The organism is Streptomyces sp. NPDC002125 (genome assembly GCF_053593715.1).
In genome coordinates this window covers 18,351-42,245 of the sequence record NZ_JBSFDD010000014.1, presented here as the reverse complement: position 1 = coordinate 42,245, position 23,895 = coordinate 18,351, and the positions used below count along the sequence as shown (strand labels likewise).

General features: G+C 72.2%; 24 protein-coding genes. 9 read left to right on the top strand and 15 right to left on the bottom strand.

Annotated features, from left to right (window positions below; all coding sequences use genetic code 11):
* Positions 1-41: 41 nt before the first annotated feature.
* Positions 42-1,094 (top strand): LLM class F420-dependent oxidoreductase, encoded by a 1,053-nt coding sequence (locus ACWCQM_RS23280; RefSeq protein ID WP_450917077.1) that lies wholly within the window; start codon positions 42-44, stop codon positions 1,092-1,094.
* A 284-nt stretch (positions 1,095-1,378) separates the two neighbouring features.
* On the top strand, positions 1,379-2,167 hold the full coding sequence (locus ACWCQM_RS23275) for a ferritin-like domain-containing protein (protein WP_450917076.1): 789 nt from the start codon (positions 1,379-1,381) through the stop codon (positions 2,165-2,167).
* A 19-nt stretch (positions 2,168-2,186) separates the two neighbouring features.
* Here the strand turns inward: ACWCQM_RS23275 and ACWCQM_RS23270 are convergent, their stop codons facing one another.
* Positions 2,187-3,182 carry a magnesium and cobalt transport protein CorA gene (locus ACWCQM_RS23270; RefSeq protein ID WP_450917075.1) on the bottom strand — a complete coding sequence of 332 codons (996 nt, stop codon included), beginning with the start codon at positions 3,180-3,182 and terminating at the stop codon, positions 2,187-2,189.
* Positions 3,183-3,226: 44 nt separating this feature from the next.
* On the opposite strand from ACWCQM_RS23270, the gene ACWCQM_RS23265 reads away from it, so the two are divergent.
* The 4 genes from ACWCQM_RS23265 (at position 3,227) to mshC (ending at position 6,853) form a co-directional block, all read left to right on the top strand.
* On the top strand, positions 3,227-3,937 hold the full coding sequence (locus ACWCQM_RS23265) for a histidine phosphatase family protein (protein ID WP_450917074.1): 711 nt from the start codon (positions 3,227-3,229) through the stop codon (positions 3,935-3,937).
* A 106-nt stretch (positions 3,938-4,043) separates the two neighbouring features.
* Positions 4,044-4,634, top strand: coding sequence for a DUF3090 domain-containing protein (locus ACWCQM_RS23260; RefSeq protein WP_450917073.1), 591 nt, complete (start codon positions 4,044-4,046; stop codon positions 4,632-4,634).
* Positions 4,598-5,470 (top strand): SCO1664 family protein, encoded by an 873-nt coding sequence (locus ACWCQM_RS23255; RefSeq protein ID WP_450917072.1) that lies wholly within the window; start codon positions 4,598-4,600, stop codon positions 5,468-5,470. The genes ACWCQM_RS23260 and ACWCQM_RS23255 overlap by 37 nt, the downstream gene beginning before the upstream one ends.
* A 153-nt stretch (positions 5,471-5,623) precedes the next feature.
* A complete protein-coding gene (mshC, locus tag ACWCQM_RS23250; RefSeq protein ID WP_450917071.1) occupies positions 5,624-6,853 on the top strand; it encodes a cysteine--1-D-myo-inosityl 2-amino-2-deoxy-alpha-D-glucopyranoside ligase in 1,230 nt (409 codons plus the stop codon).
* A gap of 138 nt (positions 6,854-6,991) precedes the next feature.
* Here mshC and ACWCQM_RS23245 read toward each other — a convergent pair whose 3' ends face one another.
* Entirely contained in the window at positions 6,992-8,032 is a 1,041-nt protein-coding gene (locus ACWCQM_RS23245; protein WP_450917070.1) for a PAC2 family protein, read from the bottom strand.
* Positions 8,033-8,264: 232 nt separating this feature from the next.
* Here ACWCQM_RS23245 and ACWCQM_RS23240 point away from each other — a divergent pair, with 232 nt between their 5' ends.
* Both ACWCQM_RS23240 and ACWCQM_RS23235 read left to right on the top strand, forming a co-directional pair.
* Positions 8,265-9,584: an L-fuconate dehydratase gene (locus ACWCQM_RS23240; protein WP_450917069.1), complete on the top strand. Its 1,320-nt coding sequence runs from the start codon at positions 8,265-8,267 to the stop codon at positions 9,582-9,584.
* Positions 9,584-10,360 (top strand): SDR family NAD(P)-dependent oxidoreductase, encoded by a 777-nt coding sequence (locus tag ACWCQM_RS23235; RefSeq protein WP_450917068.1) that lies wholly within the window; start codon positions 9,584-9,586, stop codon positions 10,358-10,360. Before ACWCQM_RS23240 ends, ACWCQM_RS23235 begins: the two co-directional genes overlap by 1 nt.
* 12 nt (positions 10,361-10,372) lie before the next feature.
* Here ACWCQM_RS23235 and ACWCQM_RS23230 read toward each other — a convergent pair whose 3' ends face one another.
* From ACWCQM_RS23230 to ACWCQM_RS23195, 8 genes are read right to left on the bottom strand one after another with little or no spacing between them, the layout of a single operon-like run.
* Positions 10,373-11,116, bottom strand: a complete 744-nt coding sequence (locus ACWCQM_RS23230) for a ferredoxin reductase (RefSeq protein ID WP_450917067.1) — start codon at positions 11,114-11,116, stop codon at positions 10,373-10,375.
* Positions 11,109-11,720 carry a sulfite oxidase-like oxidoreductase gene (locus ACWCQM_RS23225; RefSeq protein WP_450917066.1) on the bottom strand — a complete coding sequence of 204 codons (612 nt, stop codon included), beginning with the start codon at positions 11,718-11,720 and terminating at the stop codon, positions 11,109-11,111. Before ACWCQM_RS23225 ends, ACWCQM_RS23230 begins: the two co-directional genes overlap by 8 nt.
* The gene (locus ACWCQM_RS23220) at positions 11,717-13,006 is read right to left on the bottom strand and encodes an amidohydrolase (RefSeq protein WP_450917065.1); all 1,290 of its coding nucleotides are present in this window, start codon (positions 13,004-13,006) and stop codon (positions 11,717-11,719) included. The genes ACWCQM_RS23225 and ACWCQM_RS23220 overlap by 4 nt, the downstream gene beginning before the upstream one ends.
* The gene (locus tag ACWCQM_RS23215; RefSeq protein WP_450917064.1) at positions 13,003-13,761 is read right to left on the bottom strand and encodes a nucleoside phosphorylase; all 759 of its coding nucleotides are present in this window, start codon (positions 13,759-13,761) and stop codon (positions 13,003-13,005) included. Before ACWCQM_RS23215 ends, ACWCQM_RS23220 begins: the two co-directional genes overlap by 4 nt.
* Positions 13,758-14,666, bottom strand: a complete 909-nt coding sequence (locus tag ACWCQM_RS23210) for an ABC transporter permease (protein ID WP_450917063.1) — start codon at positions 14,664-14,666, stop codon at positions 13,758-13,760. The genes ACWCQM_RS23215 and ACWCQM_RS23210 overlap by 4 nt, the downstream gene beginning before the upstream one ends.
* Positions 14,666-15,781 carry an ABC transporter permease gene (locus tag ACWCQM_RS23205; protein WP_450917062.1) on the bottom strand — a complete coding sequence of 372 codons (1,116 nt, stop codon included), beginning with the start codon at positions 15,779-15,781 and terminating at the stop codon, positions 14,666-14,668. Before ACWCQM_RS23205 ends, ACWCQM_RS23210 begins: the two co-directional genes overlap by 1 nt.
* A 1-nt stretch (position 15,782) precedes the next feature.
* A complete protein-coding gene (locus ACWCQM_RS23200; protein ID WP_450917061.1) occupies positions 15,783-17,462 on the bottom strand; it encodes an ABC transporter ATP-binding protein in 1,680 nt (559 codons plus the stop codon).
* Positions 17,446-18,495, bottom strand: coding sequence for a BMP family ABC transporter substrate-binding protein (locus ACWCQM_RS23195; RefSeq protein WP_450917060.1), 1,050 nt, complete (start codon positions 18,493-18,495; stop codon positions 17,446-17,448). Before ACWCQM_RS23195 ends, ACWCQM_RS23200 begins: the two co-directional genes overlap by 17 nt.
* Before the next feature lie 429 nt (positions 18,496-18,924).
* Between ACWCQM_RS23195 and mtnA the strand changes: the two genes are divergently transcribed.
* Positions 18,925-19,971 carry an S-methyl-5-thioribose-1-phosphate isomerase gene (gene mtnA, locus ACWCQM_RS23190; RefSeq protein ID WP_450917059.1) on the top strand — a complete coding sequence of 349 codons (1,047 nt, stop codon included), beginning with the start codon at positions 18,925-18,927 and terminating at the stop codon, positions 19,969-19,971.
* A 36-nt stretch (positions 19,972-20,007) separates the two neighbouring features.
* Here mtnA and mtnB read toward each other — a convergent pair whose 3' ends face one another.
* The 5 genes from mtnB to ACWCQM_RS23165 form a co-directional block, all read right to left on the bottom strand.
* Complete coding sequence (mtnB, locus tag ACWCQM_RS23185; RefSeq protein ID WP_450917058.1) at positions 20,008-20,613, bottom strand: methylthioribulose 1-phosphate dehydratase; 606 nt, start codon at positions 20,611-20,613, stop codon at positions 20,008-20,010.
* Complete coding sequence (gene mtnC, locus ACWCQM_RS23180) at positions 20,606-21,331, bottom strand: acireductone synthase (RefSeq protein WP_450917057.1); 726 nt, start codon at positions 21,329-21,331, stop codon at positions 20,606-20,608. The genes mtnB and mtnC overlap by 8 nt, the downstream gene beginning before the upstream one ends.
* Positions 21,328-21,912, bottom strand: a complete 585-nt coding sequence (locus tag ACWCQM_RS23175) for a 1,2-dihydroxy-3-keto-5-methylthiopentene dioxygenase (RefSeq protein WP_450917056.1) — start codon at positions 21,910-21,912, stop codon at positions 21,328-21,330. Before ACWCQM_RS23175 ends, mtnC begins: the two co-directional genes overlap by 4 nt.
* Before the next feature lie 321 nt (positions 21,913-22,233).
* The gene (locus ACWCQM_RS23170; RefSeq protein ID WP_450917055.1) at positions 22,234-22,905 is read right to left on the bottom strand and encodes a FadR/GntR family transcriptional regulator; all 672 of its coding nucleotides are present in this window, start codon (positions 22,903-22,905) and stop codon (positions 22,234-22,236) included.
* 90 nt (positions 22,906-22,995) lie between these two features.
* On the bottom strand, positions 22,996-23,892 hold the full coding sequence (locus ACWCQM_RS23165; RefSeq protein WP_450917054.1) for a LysR family transcriptional regulator: 897 nt from the start codon (positions 23,890-23,892) through the stop codon (positions 22,996-22,998).
* Between the last annotated feature and the right edge of the window lie 3 nt (positions 23,893-23,895).

Genomic DNA, 23,895 nt, shown 5'->3' with positions numbered 1-23,895 from the left:
CGGGACACAGAACGTTACTGATCAGTAGAGGGAGTGTGGGTATGCGGCTCGGCATCAATCTCGGTTACTGGGGTGCGGGCATGGACGGCGACAACCTCGCCGTCGCCCAGGAGGCCGACCGGCTCGGCTACGACGTCTGCTGGGCGGCCGAGGCCTACGGCTCGGATGTGCCGACGGTCCTCGCCTGGGTCGCCGCCCAGACCGAGTCCATCGACGTGGGCTCCGCCATCATGCAGATCCCGGCCCGCCAGCCCGCCATGACGGCGATGACCGCGGCCACCCTCGACTCCATCTCCGGGGGCCGGTTCCGTCTCGGCCTGGGTGTCTCGGGGCCGCAGGTCTCCGAGGGCTGGTACGGCGTCAAGTTCGACAAGCCGCTGGCCCGCACCCGTGAGTACGTCGAGATCGTGCGCAAGGCGATGTCCCGTGAGCGGCTGTCCTACGAGGGCGAGCACTGGACGCTGCCCCTGCCCGACGGCCCCGGCAAGCCCATCAAGCTGACCGTCCACCCGCAGCGCGAGCACATCCCGCTCTACATCGCCGCCATCGGACCGAAGAACCTCGAGCAGACCGGTGAGATCGCCGACGGCGCCCTGCTGATCTTCCCGGCCGCCGAGCACATCGAGGAGACCGCGGTGCGGCACCTGCGGGCCGGACGCGAGAAGGCGGGGAAGACGATGGAGGGCTTCGACGTCTGTCCGACCGTCCCGCTGGCCATCGGCGACGACATCAACGGCCTGGCCGACATGTTCCGCCCCTACACCGCCCTGTACGTCGGCGGCATGGGCAGCCGCAAGCAGAACTTCTACAACCAGCTCGCCCAGCGCATGGGCTACGAGAAGGAAGCCGCCGAGATCCAGGACAAGTACCTGTCGGGGGACAAGACCGGCGCGGCGGCGGCCGTACCGCACGAGCTCATCGACAAGACCACGCTGCTCGGCTCGGTGGACCGCATCGCCGACCGGATGCGGGCCTACGCGGCGGCCGGTGTCACCACCCTGACCCTCGCCCCGGCCGGCTTCACGCTCGACGAGCGGATCGCGGCCCTGCGCGCGGGCACCGAGGCCCTGGAGCGCTCCGGCCTGGCCGCGTGAGCCGCACGAACCGCACCGGCCTCGTGACCCCCGCGAAGCGGTAGCGCCGGGCGCAGCACTACGGCCGTGGTGGGGGCTCGGGGGTCCTCCCCGCCACGGCCGTCGTACGGAACAACGCGCCCGGCCCCCTCCCGGTTACGGCCCGTACCTCTGCCGGGGCGCCGGAGCAGGTCCGGGCGCCGCGCGGCGCCCGTTCGTACCCGCCCGGCCCCGCTCGTGTTGCCTACCGGCGCGTACCGAATTTGACTGTGCCTCTGCGGACACCGGTGCGAAAGGTGGCAGTGATGCTTTCGGCAAAGAGTCTGTTCCAGGAGATCCTCGACAACGACGAGTCGTTCCGGCTCTTCTGCTCGATCGCGGCAGGCGGGGAGTCGCAGGGTGGCTGGGAGAACGGGCGCATCGCCGCCCTCGTCCCCGCCGGGCTGCGCGGGCTGGCACCCAAGGTCGCCCGGCACGGTGCCGACGAGGACAAGCACGGCCGGATCTTCAACGCCCTGCTGAAGCAGCGAGGACTCGAACCCGTCGCGGTGCCGTACGAGACGGACTACACCCTCCTGCTGGAGCGCCAGGGCATCGGTCTCGCCCACGAACGGCTCGGCGGCGACACACCGCTCACCGAGCGCGACATCATCGTCTACCTCTCCCACAGCCGGGTCACCGAACAGCGGGCGTCCGAGCAGATGCGGCTCCTGCTCAAGTACTTCGCCGACCACCCCTCCATCGGCCGCGCCGTGCGGATGATCTCGCGGGACGAGGACAACCACCTCGCGTACTGCCACGAGGAGCTTCTGCGCTTCGCCAGGGCCGGGCACGGCCGGACCATCCAGTCCGTGCTGCGCGAGTGCGCCCACGCCGAGATCCGCGTGTACCGCGATGTCAGCCTCGCCGTCATGAGCCACATGGGCGAGCTGCTGCACTGGCCCCGCGCCAAGGGAGCCGTGCTGGCGGCGGGCATCCACGCGATGTACGCCTACGAGCGCCTGGTGGGCTGGCGGCGCATGGTGAGCCTCGAACAGCCCGCCCTGGTGAACGCGCTGGGCGGCCCGGCCGTACCGGAGACCGAGTACGCCTGAGGCCGGGCGGGGAAGCGGGCTACAGCCAGCCCCGGCGCTTGAACAGACGGTGCAGGCCGAAGACCGCGAAGCCCATCAGCGCGATCACCGTCGGGTACGTCCACACGTAGCCGAGCTCCGGCATGTGCTCGAAGTTCATGCCGTAGATCCCGGCCACCATCGTCGGTACGGCGGCCATGGCGGCCCACGCCGAGATCTTCCGCATGTCGTCGTTCTGCCGCACGCCCACCTGCGCCAGATGCGCCGACAGGATGTCCGAGAGCAGCCGGTCGAGCCCTTCCACATGCTCGACGGCGCGGGTCAGGTGGTCGTTCACGTCGCGGAAGAAGGGCTGCGAGCCGGAGTCGACGAAGGGCACGCCCGGACTCGACAGCCGCGCCATCGGGGCGCCCAGCGGGTTGGTCGCCCGGCGGAATTCGAGCACCTGCCGCTTGAAGGTGTAGATGCTCGCGGCCGTGTTCGAGGAGTCCCCCGTGCCGGTCGGGGCGAACACCTGGGCCTCCAGCTCCTCCAGGTCGATCTGGAGCTCCGCCGCGACCTCGATGTAGTGGTCCACCACCGCGTCGCTGACCGCGTAGAGCACCGATGTGGGCCCGTGCCTCAGGACCTCCGGCTCGGCCTCCAGACGCCGGCGCACCGCCGCGAGAGGCGCGCCCTCGCCGTGCCGCACCGTCACCACGAACGAATCCCCTATGAAGAGCATCAGCTCACCGGCGCTCACGGTGTCGCTCTTCTGCTCGTAGACCACCGGCTTGATCACCACGAACAGCGAGTCGTCGTAGATCTCCAGCTTGGGCCGCTGATGGGCGCGCAGCGCGTCCTCGACCGCCAGCGGGTGCAGGGAGAACTCGCTGGTGACGAGGTCGAACTCCTTCTCCGTCGGCTCGTGCAGCCCGATCCAGAGGAACGCGTCCCCGCTCGCACGTGCCTCGTCGAGGGCATCGGAGAAGTCGGCGGGACCCTCGGTCCTGCGCCCGTCCCGGTAAATTCCGCAGTCGACGATCACCCCGCGCATTCTTCCCTGCCGCGGACCGTTCACGCACCTCTACGCTGGCATGTATGCCCACGCTCATCCTCGTACGCCACGGACGCTCGACCGCCAACACCTCCGGAGTGCTCGCCGGGCGGACCCCCGGCGTCGCCCTCGACGAACGCGGTGCCGGACAGGCCGCCGCGCTTCCCGGCCGGCTGGCCGCCCTCGAACTCGCCGCGGCCGTCAGCAGCCCCCTGCAGCGCTGCCGCGAGACCCTCCAGCCGCTGCTCGACGCCCGCCCGGGGCTCCCTCTGCACACCGAGGAGGGGATCAGCGAGTGCGACTACGGCGACTGGTCGGGCCGCAAACTCGCCGAGCTCTCCGACGAACCGCTGATGACCGTCGTGCAGCAGCACCCCTCCGCCGCCGCGTTCCCCGGCGGTGAGTCCATGCGGGCCATGCAGGCGCGGGCCGTCGAGGCCGTGCGGGAGTGGAACGCCCGGATCGGTGCCGAGCACGGGGACGACGCCGCCTATGTGATGTGCTCGCACGGCGACATCATCAAGGCGCTCGTCGCCGACGCGCTCGGCATGCATCTCGACCTCTTCCAGCGCGTCCAGGTGGACCCGTGCTCCGTCACGGCGATCCGCTACACGAGGCTGCGCCCGTTCCTCCTCCGTCTCGGCGACACCGGGGACCTGGCCTCCCTGGCGCCCCGGGAACAGTCCATCGGGGCCGACGCGGCGGGGGACGCGGCAACGGACGCGGCCGTCGGGGGCGGCGCTGGGGCACCGTGATCTCTCCGCGCAGTAGGGTGGACGCGCCGTAGGTGGCCTCGTGGAGCATCCCGCGGTGCCCCCGGGGCCGCCCCCATCCGCCATCTCATCCCAAGGGAGACAGGACGTGTCCCGTCAGGTGTTCCTCTACGACCCACCGGACCGCTTCGTGGCCGGCACGGTCGGGCTGCCTGGCCGCCGTACGTTTTTCCTCCAGGCATCCTCCCGGGGACGGGTCACGAGCGTGGCCCTGGAGAAGACCCAGGTTGCCGCGTTGGCCGAACGGATCGACGAACTCCTGGACGAGGTCGTCCGGCGGACCGGCGGCAATTCACCGGTGCCCGCCGTGGCCCCCATGGACGTCGCCGACACCGCTCCGCTCGACGCCCCCGTCGAGGAGGAGTTCAGGGTCGGCACGATGGCACTCGCCTGGGACGGCGAGGAGCAGCGCATGATCGTCGAGGCACAGGCCCTCGTCGAGCTCGACGCCGACTCCGAGGACGACCTCGCGGAGGCGGAGGAAAGGCTCCTGCAGGACGAGGAGAACGGTCCGCCGATGCTCCGCGTCCGGCTGAGCGGCGCACAGGCCCGGGCCTTCGCCAAGCGCGCCCTGGACGTCGTGAACGCCGGCCGGCCGCCCTGCCCGCTGTGCAGCCTGCCCCTCGATCCGGAAGGACACGTATGCCCGCGCCAGAACGGATACCGTCGCGGGGCCTGACGGAGGCCGGGCTGCGCACCCTGCTCGCCGAGGGTGAGCTCACCGTCCTCGGCCAGGTCCGGGGCGCGTCGAACGCCGTGCTGTACTGCACCGTCGCGTACGAGGGCGAGCAGCGCCCCTGTGTCTACAAGCCGGTCGCCGGCGAGCAGCCGCTCTGGGACTTCCCCGACGGCACGCTCGCCCAGCGCGAGGTCGCGGCGTACGAGATCTCCGAGGCCACCGGCTGGGGTCTCGTGCCGCCGACCGTGCTGCGCGAGGGCCCCTACGGCGAGGGCATGTGCCAGCTCTGGATCGAGGCCGACGAAGCCGACGGGAGCGCCGGGGCGCCCGGGGCCGACGAGGTGCACGGACTGCCGCCGCTCCTCGCACTCGTGGAGGGCGAGGAACCGGGGAACGGCTGGAAAGCGGTGGGCTTCGCCGAGGTGGGCGAAGGGAAGACCGCGCTGCTGGTGCACGCGGACGACCCCCGGCTGCGCAGGCTCGCGGTCCTGGACGCTGTGATCAACAACGGTGACCGCAAGGGCGGGCACCTGCTGCCCGCACCGGGCGGCCGGCTCTACGGCATCGACCACGGGGTCACCTTCAACGCGGACGACAAGCTGCGGACCCTGCTCTGGGGGTGGGCGGGCGAGCCGCTGACGAGGGAAGCGGTCGAGGTGCTCGACCGGCTCTCCGCGGGACTGGAGCCGGGCAGCCGGCTCGCCACCCGGTTGGGGGAACTGATCACCCCGGCCGAACTGGAGGCACTGCGGGCCCGTGTGGAGGACCTGCGGAAATCCGGCCGCCACCCGCAGCCGAGCGGTGAATGGCCCGCGATCCCCTGGCCGCCGGTGTGAGCGGGCGCCTGTCCTGGGGGCTGTCCCGTACTCCGCCCCAGGGACCACGGGACAGCCCTTAGGTGAGAAACGCCATCCGCGCAAGACCGCGAATTCGGCCGCTCTCCGCCATCCGGTTCGTATCCGGAAGCATCATCCGGTTACGCTCATGACATGCATGCCTGGCCCGCTTCTGAGGTCCCCGCCCTGCCTGGCAAGGGCCGCGACCTTCGGATCCACGACACCGCGACCGGCGGACGGATCACCCTTGACCCCGGTCCCGTCGCCCGCATCTACGTCTGCGGCATCACGCCGTACGACGCGACCCACATGGGTCATGCGGCGACCTACAACGCGTTCGACCTCGTTCAGCGCGTGTGGCTCGACACCAAGCGGCAGGTTCACTACGTCCAGAACGTGACCGACGTGGATGATCCGCTGCTTGAGCGGGCCGTGCGCGACGGCGAGGACTGGACCGAGCTCGCGGAGCGCGAGACGGCACTCTTCCGGGAGGACATGACCGCTCTGCGCATGCTTCCCCCCCAGCACTACATCGGCGCGGTGGAGGCGATACCCGGCATCGTCCCGCTCGTCGAACGCCTCAGGGACGCGGGCGCCGCCTACGAGCTCGAGGGCGACGTGTACTTCTCGGTGGAGTGCGACCCGCACTTCGGCGAGGTCTCCAACCTCGACGCCGAGGCGATGCGGCGGCTCTCCGCCGAGCGCGGCGGAGACCCGGAGCGCCCCGGCAAGAAGAACCCGCTCGACCCGATGCTCTGGATGGCCGCCCGGGAGGGTGAGCCGAGCTGGGACGGCGGCAGCCTCGGCCGTGGCCGGCCCGGCTGGCACATCGAGTGCGTCGCCATCGCGCTGGACCACCTCGGCATGAGCTTCGACGTGCAGGGCGGCGGCTCCGACCTCGCCTTCCCGCACCACGAGATGGGCGCCTCGCACGCCCAGGCGCTGACCGGCGAGTACCCCTTCGCCCGTGCCTATGTGCACGCGGGCATGGTCGCCCTCGACGGCGAGAAGATGTCCAAGTCCAAGGGCAACCTCGTCTTCGTCTCGGCGCTGCGCCGGGCCGACGTGGACCCCGCCGCGATCAGGCTCGCCCTGCTCGCGCACCACTACAGGTCGGACTGGGAGTGGACCGACCAGGTGCTCTCCGACGCCGTCGAGCGTCTGGCGCGCTGGCGCGCCGCGGTCTCCCGGCCGGACGGACTGCCCGCGGACGCCCTGGTCGAGGAGGTGCGGGAGGCGCTCGCCGACGACCTGGACGCCCCGGCCGCACTGGCCGCGGTGGACCGGTGGGCCGAGCGGCAGAGCGCCGGCGGCGGGACGGACGAGGGCGCGCCCGGTCTGGTCTCGCGCACGGTCGACGCGCTGCTGGGCGTCGCCCTGTAACCCGCACACCCGTACCCGTACGACATAGAACGGCCCCGGACCTCGCGCGTGATCGCGGGAGGTCCGGGGCCGTTCTCCCGTCACACGGTCCGGCCCGGGCGTCCTCGCTGGGCCCGGCAGGCCGTCCGGACCGCCCGGTCAGCCCTCCGAGGAGTCCTCGTCCGGCCCGGTCGACGGCGGGTCGTCCGACGCGCCCTCGTCGCCGTCCTTCGGCCGGCCCTTGCCCTTCTCCGGACGCTGCGGCTTCGGCGGTCGCGTACGGCCGCCGGACGTGTCCCGCAGATAGGGCACGTCACCGCTCTCGGTGGCGTGACCGCCGGGCGCCTGGCCGGGGCCGCCGATGTCCCTGCGCCTCAGATACCGCTCGAACTCGCGGGCGATGGCCTCGCCCGACGCCTCGGGGAGCTCGGCGGTGTCCCGCGCCTCCTCCAGCGTCTGCACGTACTCCGCGACCTCGCTGTCCTCGGCGGCCAGCTGGTCGACGCCGAGCTGCCACGCGCGGGCGTCCTCGGGCAGCTCGCCCAGCGGGATCCGCAGCCCGAGCAGATCCTCCAGGCGGTTCAGCAGCGCCAGCGTCGCCTTCGGGTTCGGCGGCTGCGAGACGTAGTGCGGGACCGCCGCCCACAGGCTCACCGCGGGCACCCCCGCGTGCGTGCAGGCTTCCTGGAGGATGCCCACGATGCCGGTCGGGCCCTCGTATCTGGTCTCCTCCAGGTCCATGGTCCTGGCCAGGTCGGGGTCCGAGGTGACCCCGCTGACCGGCACCGGCCTGGTGTGCGGGGTGTCGCCCAGCAGCGCCCCCAGGATGACGACCATCTCGACGCCGAGCTCATGGGCGAAGCCCAGGATCTCGTTGCAGAACGAACGCCAGCGCATGGAGGGTTCGATGCCCCGGATCAGGACCAGGTCACGGGGCTTGTCGCCGCCGACCCGGACCACGGAGAGCCGGGTCGTGGGCCAGGTGATCTTGCGCGCCCCGCCCTCCATGAACACCGTGGGCCGGTTGACCTGGAAGTCGTAGTAGTCCTCGGCGTCGAGCGCCGCGAAGACCTCGCCCTTCCACTCCCGGTCCAGATGTCCGACCGCTGTGGAGGCGGCGTCACCGGCGTCGTTCCAGCCCTCGAACGCGGCCACCATGACCGGGTCGATCAGCTCGGGTACCCCCTCGAGCTCGATCACCCAGGCCTCCTTCCGAAGTTCCCTTGTGTACGGACCAACCTTACGGCTTCCGCCCTGTTCCGCCGCAGTCCGTTTGCCTCCTGGGCTGAACCGTGCCACCTCCGGATTCATCCGAGCTGTACGGAGGGAAGTTGATCTATTTTCCTCGGCACCCTGGACTCTCGGCCCTCGGGGAGGCTATACATCGGATGACCATGCAGAGATCCGATGTTATGCCTTTGGGGGCGCACACATGAGTCCGATCGTCACCGACTTCGAGGTCGACGACATCCGGTTCCCCACCTCGGAACAGCTGGACGGCTCGGACGCGATGAACACCGACCCCGACTACTCCGCCGCCTATGTCGTGCTGCGCACCGACGGCGCGGGCGAGGAGGGGCACGGCTTCTGCTTCACCATCGGGCGTGGCAACGATGTCATGGCCGCCGCCGTCGAGGCGCTGCGGCCCTATGTGATCGGCAGGCCCGCACCGCGCACCGCCGCCGACCTCGGCGAGCTGTACCGCCTGCTCACGCACGACTCCCAGCTGCGCTGGCTCGGCCCCGAGAAGGGCGTGATGCACATGGCGGCCGGCGTCGTCGTCAACGCCGCCTGGGACCTCGCGGCGCGGCTGGCCGGCAAGCCCGTCTGGCAGTTCCTCGCCGGGATGACACCGGAGGAGCTCGTCTCCCTCGTCGACTTCCGCTACCTCACGGACGCGCTCACCCCGCAGGAGGCGCTCGGCATCCTCCGGGCCGCCGAACCGGGCCGCGCCGAGCGCACCGAGCGGCTGCTGACCGAGGGCTATCCGGCGTACACCACCTCGCCCGGATGGCTGGGCTACGACGACGACAAGCTCGTGCGCCTCTCCAAGGAGGCCGTCGCCGACGGGTTCACCCAGATCAAGCTGAAGGTCGGCGCCGATCTTGACGACGACATCCGGCGGCTCTCGCTCGCCCGGCAGGCCGTGGGACCGGGCGTCCGCATAGCCGTCGACGCCAACCAGCGCTGGGACGTGGCCGACGCCGTCTCCTGGATGAACGCGCTCGCCCCCTACGACCCGTACTGGATCGAGGAGCCGACCAGCCCCGACGACGTGCTCGGTCACGCGGCCGTGCGCGCCGGGCAGCCGGTCAAGGTCGCCACCGGTGAACACATCGCCAACCGGGTCGTCTTCAAGCAGCTCCTCCAGGCGGGCGCGGTCGACTTCGTCCAGATCGACGCCGCACGGGTCGCGGGGGTCAACGAGAACCTCGCCGTCCTGCTGCTCGCCGCCAAGTTCGGCATCCCGGTCTGCCCGCACGCGGGAGGCGTGGGGCTGTGCGAACTGGTGCAGCACCTCTCGATGTTCGACTACGTCGCCGTGTCCGGCACCTGGGAGGACCGGGTCATCGAATACGTCGACCACCTCCACGAACACTTCGCCGACCCGGCCGTCATCGAGGACGGCCGCTACGTCACCCCGCGCACACCGGGCTTCTCCGCCCGGATGCTCCCCGCCTCGATCGCTGCCCACCGCTACCCGCAGGGCCCCGTCTGGCAGGCCCGTCGCACCCCCGAGGAGACCGACTGATGCCCGATACACAGGACTTCGACGGACTGTCCGCCCTGGTGACGGGCGGGGCGTCCGGAATCGGAGCAGCCGTGACGGCCCTGCTGCTCGCCAGGGGCGCCCGCGTCGCCGTGCTCGACCGCGATCCGAAGGGCGCGCCCGCGGGGGCGCTCGCCATCGAGGCGGACGTGACCGACGACGGCGCCGTACGGAGCGCCGTCGACCGGGCCGCGGCGGAACTGGGCGGCCTGCACACCCTGGTGTCCAACGCGGGCATCGGCTCGATCGGCACCGTGGAGGACAACACCGACGACGAGTGGGCCCGCGTCCTGGACATCAACGTGCTCGGCATGGTCCGCGCCGCCCGCCACGCCCTGCCCCATCTGCGCCGCTCGGCCGCCGCACGCCCCGGGGCCGTGTCGATCACCCAGACCTGCTCGATCGCCGCCACAGCGGGCCTGCCGCAGCGCGCCCTCTACAGCGCGAGCAAGGGGGCCGTGCTCTCCCTGACCCTCGCGATGGCGGCCGACCACGTCCGCGAGGGGATCAGGGTCAACTGCGTCAACCCCGGTACGGCCGACACCCCCTGGATCGGCCGGCTGCTCGACCAGGCCGACGACCCGGCGGCCGAGCGCGCCGCGCTCGACGCCCGCCAGCCGCTGGGCCGGCTGGTCTCCGCCGACGAGGTGGCCGCGGCCGTCGTCTATCTGGCGAGCCCGGCGGCGGCGTCCGTCACCGGCACCGCGCTCGCCGTCGACGGAGGGATGCAGGGGCTGCGGCTGCGCCCCGCGACCTGACCGGCAAACGGGTCAGCCGAACCGCTCGATCCTGATCCGGTCCACCGGCATCCCGAGGCCCACCACCAGCCGGGAGGCGTGCTCCGCGAAGGCGTTGGAGCCGCAGATGTACGTCTCCCAGCCGCCCGGCGGCTGTTCGGCCACGACCTGTTCGAGGTGCTCGGCCGACAGCCGCTTCCGCGCCCCGGCGCGGGTGAGGACGGTGGTCGTCTCGTCCCCGTACTCCTGGGCGTAGATCAGGCTCTCCGGGATGCGCGCCGAGACGATCAGGCGCAGCGGCACGTCCGGGGCGCTCCGGCGGCGGTGGCGGAGCATCGACATCAGCGGCACGACGCCCGAGCCCGCACCCAGCAGCAGCGCGGGCCGGTCGCCCGGCCAGGCGAAGAAACCGCTCACGGGGCCCCGCACCTCCACGGTGTCGCCGGGCCGCGCCACCGTGTGCAGATGACCGGAGACCTCGCCGCCCCGCACATGGTCGAGGGTCAGCTCGACCTGGCCGTCCGCGTCCGGCGCCGAGGCGATCGAGTAGTGGCGCTGCGCGGTGTAGCCGTCCTCGGCGGTGAGCCGCAGCATCAGGTGCTGGCCGGGCACATGGCCGGTCCAGCCGGGCACGTCGAAGCGGAAGGTGGCGGCGTCCGGGGTCTCGCGGCGGATCTGGGTGAGGGTGGCGCGCTGCCAGGACGCGGCGGCGCGGTTGCTGCTCACGATCCGGCCGGGCACGGCGAAACGGGTGGCAGGCGTGAAGGTGTCAGTCATCGGAGTATCGCTGTTCCTGCCAGGGGTCGCCGCGGTGGTGATAGCCGTTCCGCTCCCAGAAACCGGGCTCGTCGTGGTCGAGGAGCCGGATGCCCGCGATCCACTTCGCGCTCTTCCAGAAGTAGAGGTGCGGCACGATGAGCCGTGCCGGGCCGCCGTGCTCGGGGGCCAGCGGGCCTCCGCCGTACTCCCAGACGATCCACGCCCGGCCGCCCGTCAGATCGGACAGCGGGAGATTCGTGGTGTACCCGGTGTGCGCGTAGGCCACGGCGTGCGTGGCCGTGGGCAGCGGACCGGCCCGGTCCAGGAAGGCGTCCAGGGACACCCCCGCGAAGCGCACCCCGAACTTCGACCAGCTGGTGACGCAGTGGATGTCGCCCTCGTACGCCGAGGGCGGCAGGGCGTGGGCCTCGTCCCAGGACCAGGTCCTGGGGCGGGCGACCAGGCCGTCGACGCGGAAGGACCAGTCCCCGGGCGCGAGTTCGGGTGTGACCTCGGCGGAGAGGACCGGCCAGGAGTCGCCCGCGTCGTACTGCCCCGGAGGGAGCCGCGGATCGCGCTCGTCGGCGCGGGAACGGCCGGTGAAGCCGCGGGTGACGTTCACTCCGTACGCTCCAGTTCGCGCAGGGCCGAGGCCTCGTCGAGCGTCAGCAGGACACGGTCCCGCATCAGCACACGGCCGTCGACGACCGTGTCGCGCACATCGGACGCCTGGGCGGCGTACGCCAGCATCGACCAGGGGTCGTGGCGGGGGGTGAGATGCGGCCCGCCGAGGTCCAGCACGATCAGGTCGGCGCGCTTGCCGGCCTCCACGGAGCCCAGCAGGCCGCCGAGCCCGAGTGCCCGCGCGCCCTCGATCGTGGCCATCCGTACGGCCTGTTCGGCGCCGACGGCCGTCGGGTCGCCGCCCGCCTTGTGGACCAGGGCCGCCTGGCGGATCGCGCCGATCATGTCCAGGGTGTTGGAGCTGACCGCCCCGTCGGTGCCCAGCCCGACCGTCACCCCCGCCCGCAGCAGCGCGGGTACGGGCGCGATGCCGCAACCGAGCTTCAGGTTGGAGACCGGGCAGTGGGCGACGGACGTGCCGGTCCTGGCGATCGCCGCGATCTCGGCCCCGGTCAGGTCTACCGCGTGGGCGAGCAGCGTGTCGGGGCCGAGCAGCCCGAGCGATTCGAGGAGCTCCACGGGCCGCTTGCCGTGGCGCTGGAGGACGGTCTCCACCTCGGCGGCGTTCTCCGACGCGTGGATGTGCAGCAGCGCCCCGAACTCCCGGGCGAGCGCGCCGATGCCGGTCAGCTGGGCGGGCGTCAGCGTGTAGGCGGAGTGGGCGAAGACGACCGGCCGGGTGCCGGGCGCCGGGGTCCGCGCGGTCAGATGCTCCCTGGCCCAGGCGAGCCGGTCCCCGTAGACGATCGTGTCGGCGGGGTCGGGCACGTCCATGAAGGTCGGCCCGCCGTGCAGCCGCCATCCGGCCTCGCGCGCCGCCTCCTCGGCCGCCGCGTGGAACCAGTACATGTCGAGCGCGGAGGTCACCCCGGCCCGGATGCTCTCCGCCATCGCGACCCGCACGCCGGCCGCCACGTTCCGCGGGTTGAGCAGCGCGGCCTCGGCGGGGATCACGCGGGCCAGGAACTCCTGGAGGTCCACGTCGTCGGCGAGACCCCGCAGAAGGGTCATCGCGAGATGCGTGTGGGTGTTGACCAGGCCGGGGGCGACCAGGCAGCCGCGGGCGTCGATCTCCTCGGCGGCCGTGACCTCCAGGTCCCGTCCGACCGCGACGATCTCCCCGTCCCGCACTGCGACCGAACCGCCGGGCACGACCGTGCCCTTGTCGTCCACGGTCAGCACATCGCCGCCGTGGATCAGCAGATCGACCCTTGTGCCGCTCATCGGGCACCTCCGGCCAGCAGGCGCAGCGCCTCCAGGCCGACGACACTGCCGCGCGCCACGCCTTCGGCGACGACATCGCGGTGCGGGTCGTAGCCGCCCGTCGCCTCCTCGTCCACCAGGTCGTCCGCGTTCACGCCGTCGATCACCAGCACACCGCCCGCCACCAGGCCGCGCAGCGACGCGGCGACGTACAGAGCGGAGAGCTCCATCTCGATCGCGGCGAGCCCGGCCTTCTCGTACGCGGCCGTCGGCAGCGGAATCAGGCCGGGCTGGAAGGCGGCCCGCGTCCACACGATGCCCCGGTGGTACGGAGCCCCGGCCGTCTCGGCGGCCCGCTGGAGCGCGAGCACGGCCTCCGGCGCGGACACGGCCGGGTACTCGGCGGGCAGCAGCTGCTGGGTGACGCCGTCGTCGCGCACCGCGGCCTCGGCGATCACCAGGTCGCCGTCACCGATGCCGCGCCGCATGGCCCCGGCGGTCCCGAAGCGGATGAACGTACGCACACCCGCGTCGGCGAGCTCCTGGAAGAGCAGGATCGCGCCCGGACCGCCCACGCCGTGCGAGGCGACGACGACGGGCAGGCCCTTCCACGTGCCGGTGAAGGTGCGGTACTCGCGGTGGTATGCCACCTCCTTCGCGTCCTCCAGCAGATCGGCGACGGCGGCCGCGCGGGCCGGGTCCCCGACCACCAAGGCGTGGGCGGGCAGCCCCGTGCGGGGTATGCGGGTGACGGGCAGCAGGGACTGGGTGGTCATGCGGAAGCTCCAGCGGGGGTGCGGCGGCGGCGCTTTGCCGTGGTCAGGAAGAGGGCGACGAGAGTGACGGCGTACGGTGCCGCGTCCGTCGCCTGTTGCGGGAGGCCGAGGCCCTGCAACCGGAATCCGGCCGCTTCCGCGATGCCGAAGAGGAGCCCCGCGAGGAGCACCCCGACGGGAGCGGCGCGGCCGAGCATGACCGCGACGACGGCGATCCAGCCGCGGCCCGCGGTCATGTTCTCCGAGAACAGCGTGACGTTGCCGAGCGCCAGCTGGGCGCCCGCGAGACCGCACAGCACACCGGAGACGAGGATCGCGGCGTACTTGTACCGCGCGGGGCTCACCCCGAGCGTCGCCGCCGCGTCCGGCGTCTCGCCGACGCCGCGCAGCCTGAGGCCCCACGGGTGGCGGAAGAGCAGCACCGCGGCGACCGGTACGGCGATCCAGGAGAAGTAGACGAGGGCGGAGTGCCCCGACAGGGCGGGACCGACGAACGGGATCGAGGCGATGCCCGGGAGGTGGACCGTGCCGAGGCCCGCCAGCGCGGGATCGTCGAAGGTGCCCTGCACCCCGAAGGTCGTACGCAGCAGAAAGCCCGTCAGCCCGACGGCGAGGAGGTTCATCGCGACGCCGAGCACGACCGCGTCGCCCTTGAGGGTGACCGTGCCGACGGCGAGGATCAGCGAGTACGCCGCCGCGGCGAGGGCCGCGACCAGCACGCCGAGCCAGGGCGAACCCGAGAACCAGCTGACGGTGACCGCGGTGAAGCAGCCCATCAGCATCATGCCTTCGAGGCCGATCATGAAGACACCCGCGCGCTCGCAGATCGCGCCGCCGAGGGCCGCCAGCAGGATCGGGGTGAGCGCGCGGAGCGCCGAGAAGAGGAGATCGGAGTCGAGGAACATCAGGCGGTCTCCTTCTCGGGGGCGGCGGCCGGAGCGGCCGGCGTGAGCGCCTGTGCCGGGGACCCGGGTGAAGAGGCGGCACGCCTGCGCCGCTTGAGGGTGAATCGCGCCGCCAGGAAGACGATCACGATGGCCTGGAGGATGTCGGTGAGCTCGCTCGGCACCTCGGTGACCCGCTCCATGTTGAGTCCGCCGACCTTCAGGGCGGCGAAGAACAGCGCGGCCAGCGCCGTGCCGACCGGTGCGGCGGAGGCGAGAAGCGCCGCCATCAGACCGGTCCAGGTGTCCCCGGACGCGGTCAGCGAACCGTCGGTGAAGCGGAAGGGGAAGGCCAGCACGCCGACCGCGCCGACCAGACCGGCCACCGCGCCCGACACGGCCATCAGCCGGAGTGTCAGCCGGGGGCGGTCGATACCCGCGTAGGAGGCGAACCGGCTGTTGAGGCCGGTCATCCGGATCTCGTAGCCGGCCGGGGTGCGGGTGTCCACGAAGAAGAACGCGGCGGCCACCGCGGCCACCAGCACGAGGCCCAGCGTGACCGTGGACGTGCCGAACTCCGGCAGCGCCACACCGGCCGGGAGCCGCCGGGTCTGCGGGAGGCTGGAGGCGGGGTCCTTCAGCGGATAGCGCGCCAGATACGAGGCGAAGGACACCGCCGGATAGCTGAGCAGCAGGCTGGTGACCAGCAGCGGAACCCCGAAGCGGTTCTGGCAGACGGCGGCGAGCGCGGCGTAGGCGGCGCCCGCCGCCATGCCCGCCAGCAGGCACAGCGGCACGGTGAGCACCGCCGGCAGCGGCGAGTACAGCCCGACGGCCGCGGCGGTGATGCCCCCCAGCACCAGCTGCCCGTCACCGCCCAGGTTGATCAGCCCCGCCCGCAGCGGGATCGCCAGGGCGACGGCCAGCCCGATGACGGCGGTCGAACTCGACAGGGTGGACCCGATGCCGTCGGCGCCGAACGCCCCCTCCACGACCGCGCCGTAGGCCGTCACCGGGTCCGAGCCCGTGGCCAGCAGGAACAGCGTGCCGACGACGAGCGCGCCGAGCACGGAGAAGGGGACGGGGGACCTCAGGACCCGGGCGAAGGGGGACGGGTCCGGACTCTCGGTGGCCATGTCAGCGCTTCTCCTGGGCGGGCACGGATGCGGCGGACTCGGATGAGGCGGGCTGGGACGCGGCGGGCGCGGATGCGGCGGACTCGGATGAGGCGGGCTGGGACGCGGCGGGCGCGGATGCGGCGGACTCCTCGCCGGGCCGGGGCCCGGACGCTCCGGAACCCCCGCCGGACGGTGGTGCCGCACCGCCCGCCATCGCGAGGCCGAGGGTGCGCTCGTCGGCCGCCTCGCGGTCGTACTCCGCCGCGATCCGGCCCTCGTACATCACGAGCACCCGGTCGGACAGGCCCCGGATCTCGCTCAGTTCGGCGGAGACCAGGAGCACGGCGTGCCCGGCGTCGCGGTAGGCGACGAGCCGGCGGTGGATGTTCTCGATCGCGCCGATGTCCACCCCGCGGGTGGGCTGCTCGACGATCAGCAGGGGGGCCTCGTGGGCCAGTTCACGGCCGATGACGAGCTTCTGCAGATTGCCGCCGGAGAGGGCTCCCGCCGGGATCTCGGGCGAGGACGCCTTGATTCCGAAGCGGTCGATGAGCTTCAGCGCGTGGCCGCGGACGGCGGCACCCGGCAGCAGGCCCCGCCGGGACCTGAGCCCCTTGCGGTGATGGCCCATCGCGAGGTTCTCGGCGACGGACGCGGCACGCGCCGTGCCGACCTCCCCGCGGTCCTCGGGGACATAGGCGAGCCCGGCGTCGCGCCGCTCGGCGGCCGTCGCGCCGGTGACCTCCCGGCCCGCGACACGCACCTCGCCCGAGACGGCGGGGCGCAGCCCGGCGAGGGCCTCGACCAGCTCGCCCTGGCCGTTCCCGGCCACGCCCGCCACGCCGACGATCTCCCCGGCCCGCACCGACAGCGACACATCGGTGAGGCCTGGCAGGCTCAGGTTCCGTACCGCCAGCACCTCGTCGCCCGGGGTGCCGCCCGGGTGCATCCGGTCCAGCTCGACATCGCGGCCCGTCATCGCGGCGGCTATCTCCTCCGCGGTGGTGGCCGCGGTGCGCAGCCGGGCGGCGACCCGGCCGTCCCGCAGCACGGTGACGTTGTCGGAGCCTTCGAGCACCTCGCGCAGCTTGTGGGTGACGAGCAGCACCGTGCGGCCCTGGTCGGCGAGCCCGCGCAGCACGGCGAAGAGGGAGTCGGCCTCGGCGGGGGTCAGCACCGCCGTCGGCTCGTCCAGGATCAGCACCTGGGCGCCCCGGTGCAGCAGCTTGAGGATCTCCACCCGCTGCCGTACGCCGACGGGCAGGTCGCCCACCCGGGCGTCCGGGTCGACGTCCAGCCCGTGCTCGGCGGCGAGCCGGGCCGTGCGACGGCGTGCCGCCGCCCGGTCCACCAGGCCGAAGCGGCGCGGCTCGGCCCGGTAGACGACGTTCTCGGCGACGGTCAGCGAGGGGAACAGCTTGAAGGACTGGTGCACCATCCCCAGCCCGGCCGCGATGGCCCGGCTCGGGTCGGCGAAGGAGACCTCGCGTCCGTGCAGCAGGACCGTGCCGGAGTCGGGCCGCTCCATGCCGTACAGCACCGACATCAGCGTGGACTTGCCCGCGCCGTTCTCGCCCATCAGGGCGTGGATCTCGCCGCGCCGCACGGTCAGGTCCACATGGTCGTTGGCGACGACGCCGGGGAACGCCTTGACGATCCCCCGCATCTCGACCGCGGGGGACTCAGGCCGCGGGGTCATCGACCGTCAGCTTCCCGGTGACGATCTGTTCGCGCAGCTTCTTCACCTCGGCGATGACGTCGGTGTGCTCGGCGATCACACAGCCGGAGTCCGCGACGCCGTCCTCCAGTCCGGTGAGGCTCATGCCGCCCTCCTTGAGACCGTAGGAGACGGTCTTGCCGGTGGTCCCGGAGAGGATCGTCCCGATGCCCTTCTCCACGGCGACATCGGTCCGCTTGACGACGTTGTCCACGACGGTGCCCTCGGCGGCCGAGCACTGGTTGACGTCGACGCCGTACGCGAACGCGCCCTTGGCCTGCGCGGCCTCGAAGACGCCGTAGTTGCCCGCCGCGGCGGCGGCCATGATGTGGTCGACCCCGCCGGAGATCAGCGAACTCGCCTGCTCCTTGGCGCGGGCGGCGTCGTTGAACGGGGAGTCACCGCCCACGAAGCGGGTCGTGGACTTCGTGGCGGAGGCGGTCTTCTTCGCACCCGCGGCGAACGGCTCGCTGTAGCGGCGGAACTGCGGGGTGTCCAGCACGTCCACCGCGCCGACCTTGCCGCTCCTGCTGAGCAGACCGGCCTCGGCGCCGGCCAGATAGACGGCTTCCTGCTCCCGGAAGGTCGCGCAGGTCACGTTCTCGTACGTCTTCGTGGTGCAGGAGTCGACCAGCAGGAACTGCTGGCCGGGGCCGGCCTCGGCCTGCTGGGCCGCGAGGTCGGCGAACTCGAAGCCGATCAGCACGATGACGTCGGGCGAGGCGTTCACCGCCGCCTTGACGTTCTGCTGGCGGGAGGCGTCGTCCGTGGACTCGTAGACCTTGGAGGAGGCGTCGTGCGCCTTCGCGGCCGACTTCACACCCGCCACGGCAAGCTTGAGGAACTCGTTCTGGGCGACCGCGTCCGGGGTCACCAGGACGAAGGACTTGCCGCTGCCGGCGGAGCCGGAGGCCGGGTCCGACTTCGAGGCGGACGCGTTGCAGCCGGTGGCCAGGAGGACGGCGCCGGTCGCGACGGAGGCGGCCCGGAGGGCGGTACGGAGTCTCTTCGACATAAGTGGGTCAATGCCTATCGGGCGGGCCCGGCACGGGAGTCGCGCTCGGGCGGCAGCGGGGGAGTGGGGATCGCACGCACGGGGCGGTGGTGCGGGCGGGAGCGACGGGAGCCCGGCGCCTCAGAGACAACAGCCGGCGGCGGCACATCGGCAGAGGTCGATGTGGCGGCGCGAGGTGAGCGTGCCCTGGGCTCGGGTTCCCCCGGGCATTCGGTGTGCGCACACCGCTGCCGGACGTGTTTTGGTCGTGCGTACGTCCATGAGGCCCCCCTCCAGTGGCTTGATCCGGCGTCGTGCCGAGGACATTAACACCCGCTCACGACGTGATAGAGCATCAGTCCGAATAACGGACAAGCATCTCAAAGGGCTATCACCGCAGCTCATGTACGGTGACCGGGACTCAGCAGCACCGCCCGGGAGGAAGCCCAGATGACCCAGCCCGCAGCGCACGGGGAGCTCCGCGCCGTCGAGTGGGCCGCAGGCCGTCTGCGCCTCATCGACCAGACCGTCCTCCCGCACCGTCTCGAACACATCGAGATCGAGACCACCGAGGGGCTCCGCGACGCGATCGCCGCGCTGGTGGTCCGAGGAGCGCCCGCGATCGGCGCGGCCGGTGCCTACGGCGTGGCCCTCGCCCTCATCGAGGGCGAGCGCGAGGGCTGGAACCGCGAGCAGGTGCTCGCGGCGGTCCACCGGGTACGCGAGGCCCGGCCCACCGCGGTGAACCTCGCCGTCTGCGTCGACCGCGTCCTGCCGTTCGTCGACGAGGGCCTGGACGCGGTGCTCGCCGAGGCGGCGGCCATCCAGCGCGAAGACGTCCGGGCCAACCGGGACATGGGCGTCTTCGGCGCGGACTGGCTCATCGCCCGCACCGGACTCGACCGTCCCCTGCGCCTGCTGACCCACTGCAACACCGGCGCGCTCGCGACCGCCGGCTGGGGCACCGCGCTGGGCGTCATCCGCGAACTGCACTCCCGCGGGCTGGTCGAGCTGGTGTACGCCGATGAGACCCGCCCGCTTCTCCAGGGCTCCCGGCTCACCGCCTGGGAGCTGGACTACGAGGGCATCGAGCACTACGTCCAGGCCGACGCGGCGGCGGCCGGCACCATCCTCAGGGGCGAGGTGGACGCCGCGGTCGTCGGCGCCGACCGGGTGGCCGCCAACGGCGACACCGCCAACAAGGTGGGGACCCTCGGCGTCGCGCTCGCCTGCGCCGACGCGGGCATCCCCTTCCTGGTGGCCGCCCCCACGACCACGGTGGACGTCGCCACCGGGTCCGGCGACGACATCCACATCGAACTCCGCGACGGCGCCGAGGTCGTGGAGTGGGGCGGCGTCCGTACGGCGCCGCCCGCCACCCGTGGCCACAACCCGGCCTTCGACGTCACCCCCGGCCGGCTGATCACGGCTCTGGTGACCGAGCGCGGTGTGCTGGACTTCACGGCGGGCGAACTCCCCGGCACGCACCTGAGGTGACGGTGGCGCCGGGGTGCGCGCCGCGCGCTCCGGCGGCTACCGGTTCGTCAGGGTGAGTTCGAGGAGCCACTCCACGACCTCGGTGTGGTGGCGGGCCTGCCGGGGGTCGGCGCCCCAGACGTACAGGCCGTGCCCGGCGACGACCACCGCGGGCATCCGCGGATCGCGCGCCGCCTCCAGCCGGTCGCCCAGCACCTTCATGTCCTGGCTGTTGGCGATCACCGGAAGGGTGACCTCCACGCCCTCGGCGCTCTGGCCGACGCCCTTGAGCATCTCCAGGTCTCTGAAGACGATCCCGCCCGGTTCGCGATGCCCCATCGCGACCGAGGCGACCGTGTGGACGTGCACGACGGCGCCCGCACCGGTCAGCCGTGCCACGCGCGCGTGCAGTTCGGCCTCCGCGGACGGCCTGCCCTCGCCGGTCGCCCTGCCCTCTCCGTCGACGAGGACCACGTCGTTCTCCGTGAGCTCACCCTTGTCGTGGCCGCTGGCGGTCACCGCGAGGAGCAGCGGGTCCCGTGAGAGCACCTGGGAGAGGTTGCCCGAGGTGCCCCGCATCCAGCCGAAGGACGCGAAGCGCGCCGACTCGGCGGCCAGCACGGCACCCGCCGCCTTGAGAGCCTGTTCCGTCACGTCACTCATCGTCCTGCTCGCCCTTCGGATGGATCCCGGCAAACGAATCTGCCTCGGGGTGGTCTCCCACCCCGCTCGCGTAGTACGGCTCCCCGGCCCGCCGGATGCCGAGGGTCTGCCAGCCCGCCGTGCGCGCCGCGTCGAGTTCCGCGGCACGGTCGGACAGGAAGAGCGTGCGGCCGGCCGGGACTCCGGTCGCCGCGGTGATCGCGCGGTAGGAGTCCGGCTCCTGCTTCGGGCCCGCGTTCTCGGTGTCGTACAGGCCGGACAGCAGCCCGGTCAGGTCGCCCTCGGGGGTCGAGGAGAACCAGGCGCGCTGGGCCGCCACCGAACCGGACGAGTACACGTGCAGGGCGATACCGGCGCGGTGCCAGGCACGCAGCGCGGGCAGCACGTCGTCGTAGAAGTGCGACACCAGGTCGCCCCGTGCGAAGCCCTCCGCCCAGACGATGCCCTGGAGCGTCTTGAGCGGGGTGGCCTTGCGGTCCTCGTCCAGCCAGCCGTTCAGGATCTCCTCGATCCGCGCGGCGGAGGCGTCCGGATCCCCGGCGAGCTCCCGTACCTGCGCGACGGCCCGTGCCACGGCGGGCTCGGCCGCCCTCGTGGTGAGCAGGGACGCGAACCGGCTGCGGGAATAGGGGTAGAGCACATCGACCACGAACCCTGTGGCGCTCGTGGTGCCCTCGATGTCGAGCACCACGGCGTCCACGGCGAAGACCCTGCTCACGCCCGGTACTCCGCGTCGATGGTGTCGAAGTCGGGGAAGCGCCCGGCGATCGGGTCGCCGGTGAAGTTCCCGATCCAGCCGTCCTCCTCGTGGAAGAAGCGGATCGCGGTGAACGAGGGGCTGGTCCCCATGTCGAACCAGTGGGTCGTGCCGCGCGGAACGCCCAGCAGGTCACCCTTCTCGCACAGCACCGCGTGCACCTGGCCGCCGGCGTGCAGATAGAAGATGCCCGACCCGGCGACGAAGAAGCGGACCTCGTCGTCGTCGTCGTGGGTGTGCTCCTGGAGGAACTTCGCGCGAGCCGCCTTCGCCTTCTCGGGGAAGCCGGGGTCGTCGCCGGGATGCAGCGCGATCACGTCGACCATCTTGAACGCCTCCTCCTCCGTCAGCTTGTCGATGTCCTCGCGGTACGCGGCGAACACCGTGTCGCTGTCGGCGTCGGGCGCCACGTGGTCCAGGACCGGCCACTGCTCGTAGCGCACGCCGATCGGTGCCAGGGCGGCAGCGATCTCGGCGGGGTCGGTGGTGCGGCGGACGACGGTCCCCGGTCCGGACTCGGGCCAGGTGGTGAGAAGGGTCATGATGACTCCCGGAGAACTGGAAAGTGGGGTGCGCGGCGGGGGAGATGCGGTGGTGCCAGGACGGGAAGGCGCGTCAGGCCGTACGGCGGCAACAGGTGCCGGTGCGGACGGGACCGGGCAGGCGGCGTCCGGCCGGGAGACGGGTGCGCCCGGTTCCCGGCTGTGCCGCTCGTGCGGTCGTGAGTGACATCAACGCTTGCTCCATGGCTTCCGGGCCTGTACGAGGACACCGGTTTCCACCGGATCGTAACCCGAGCGTCCGGGCACGGGAATGCGGCAGTCATCAGGTGGGACGGAGGGGCTGTGGGCCGAAGTCCCAGCTCAGAGCATCGACCGCAGCCACTGCTCGACGCTCGCCACATGCACGGTGGCCCACGAGCGGGCGGCGTCCGCGTCCCGGTCCCGCAGCGCGGCCAGGATCGCCCGGTGTTCCCGCAGGGTGCGGCCCACCGCGTCCTCCTGGGTCAGTCCGCGCCACACCCTCGCCCGGGTGGTCGGCCCCGACAGACCGTCCAGCAGGGAGCAGAGCACCGAGTTGCCGCAGGACCTGACGATGCCGCGGTGGAACTCCAGATCGCAGGCGACCAGCTCCTCCACGGACGGGTTCCCGCCCAGCGCGTCCAGCTGGGCGCTCAGCGCGTCCAGCTGCTCGTCCTCGATGCGCAGCGCGGCCATCGCCGTCGCCGCGGGCTCCAGGATGCGGCGGACCGCGAGGAACTCCAGGACCGTGTCGTCGCGGTGGAAGTCCACCACGAAGCTGAGCGCCTCCAGCAGGAGCTGCGGGTCGAGACTGGTGACGTAGGTGCCGTCCCCCTGGCGGACGTCGAGGATCCGGATCAGCGACAGCGCGCGCACCGCCTCGCGCAGCGAGTTGCGCGACAGGCCCAGCTCGGCCGCGAGCTCGCTCTCCTTGGGAAGCCGGTCCCCGGGGGCCAGAGCACCCGAGACGATCATCCCCTTGATCTTCTCGATCGCTTCGTCGGTGACGGCCATGGAGGGCCTCCTCGTGCAAGACATCCGATGTATGGCCTCATTATGCGTCCGTGGCCACCCAGGGCGTGTCCCGCGCCTCCCCGCGCCGTCCTACAGCTTCCGCGCCTGCTCCACGAGGAGGCGGTGCAGGTCGCGGGCCGCCCGGGGCAGCGAGCCCGAACGCCGCCGCTGGAGCATCAGGAGGACGGCGGCGCCCTCGTCCTCCAGCGGACGCCAGACGATCGTCCCGCCGCGCTCCAGCGGGTCGCCGACGATGCTGAAGTCGGGGAGCACGGTCGCGCCGAGTCCCTCCGCCACCATCAGCTTGCCCATCTCCGCGCCGTCCGTGGAGTAGGAGAACGCGGGCGTCCGGCCGTCCAGCAGCCGGTGCATGTACCGGTGCATCACATAGCCGGCCCGCATCACGACGAGCGGCCCGGCGAGCAGATCGTCCACCCGCACGGTCTCCCTGGCCGCGAGCGGGCTGTCCGGGCGCATGCACACCACGGCGCGCCCGCGCAGCAGCTCCGTCGACCGGAAGTCCGGCGGCACGTCGTCGCCCTCCAGGCAGTTGACGAGGCCCAGGTCGAAGCCGCCCTCCAGGAGGGAGCGGTGGATGTCGTCCTGCTGCGCCCCGACGACCTCCACCTGCGTCATGGGATGTGTCTCACGGAACGCGCGCACCGCCGGGACGAGCAGCGGGACCGTCGCGGCGTTCACCGTCCCGAGACGGACCATCCGGCTGGTGCGGTGCTGCTGGCCCGCCGCCTCGCGCAGCCGGTCCACCGCGTCGATCACACCGATGATGTGCGGGAGCAGCTCCCGCCCCTCGTCGCTGATCTTCGCTCCGGAGCGCCTGCGGTCGAGCAGGTCCACGCCCAGCTCGCGTTCGAGGTTGCGCACGGTCTCGCTCAGCGCGGGCTGTGAGAGATGGAGCTCCTCCGCGGCCCTGCGCAGTGATCCCAGACGGGTCACCGCCTCGATGTACTCGAGCTGTTCCACACGCACGTC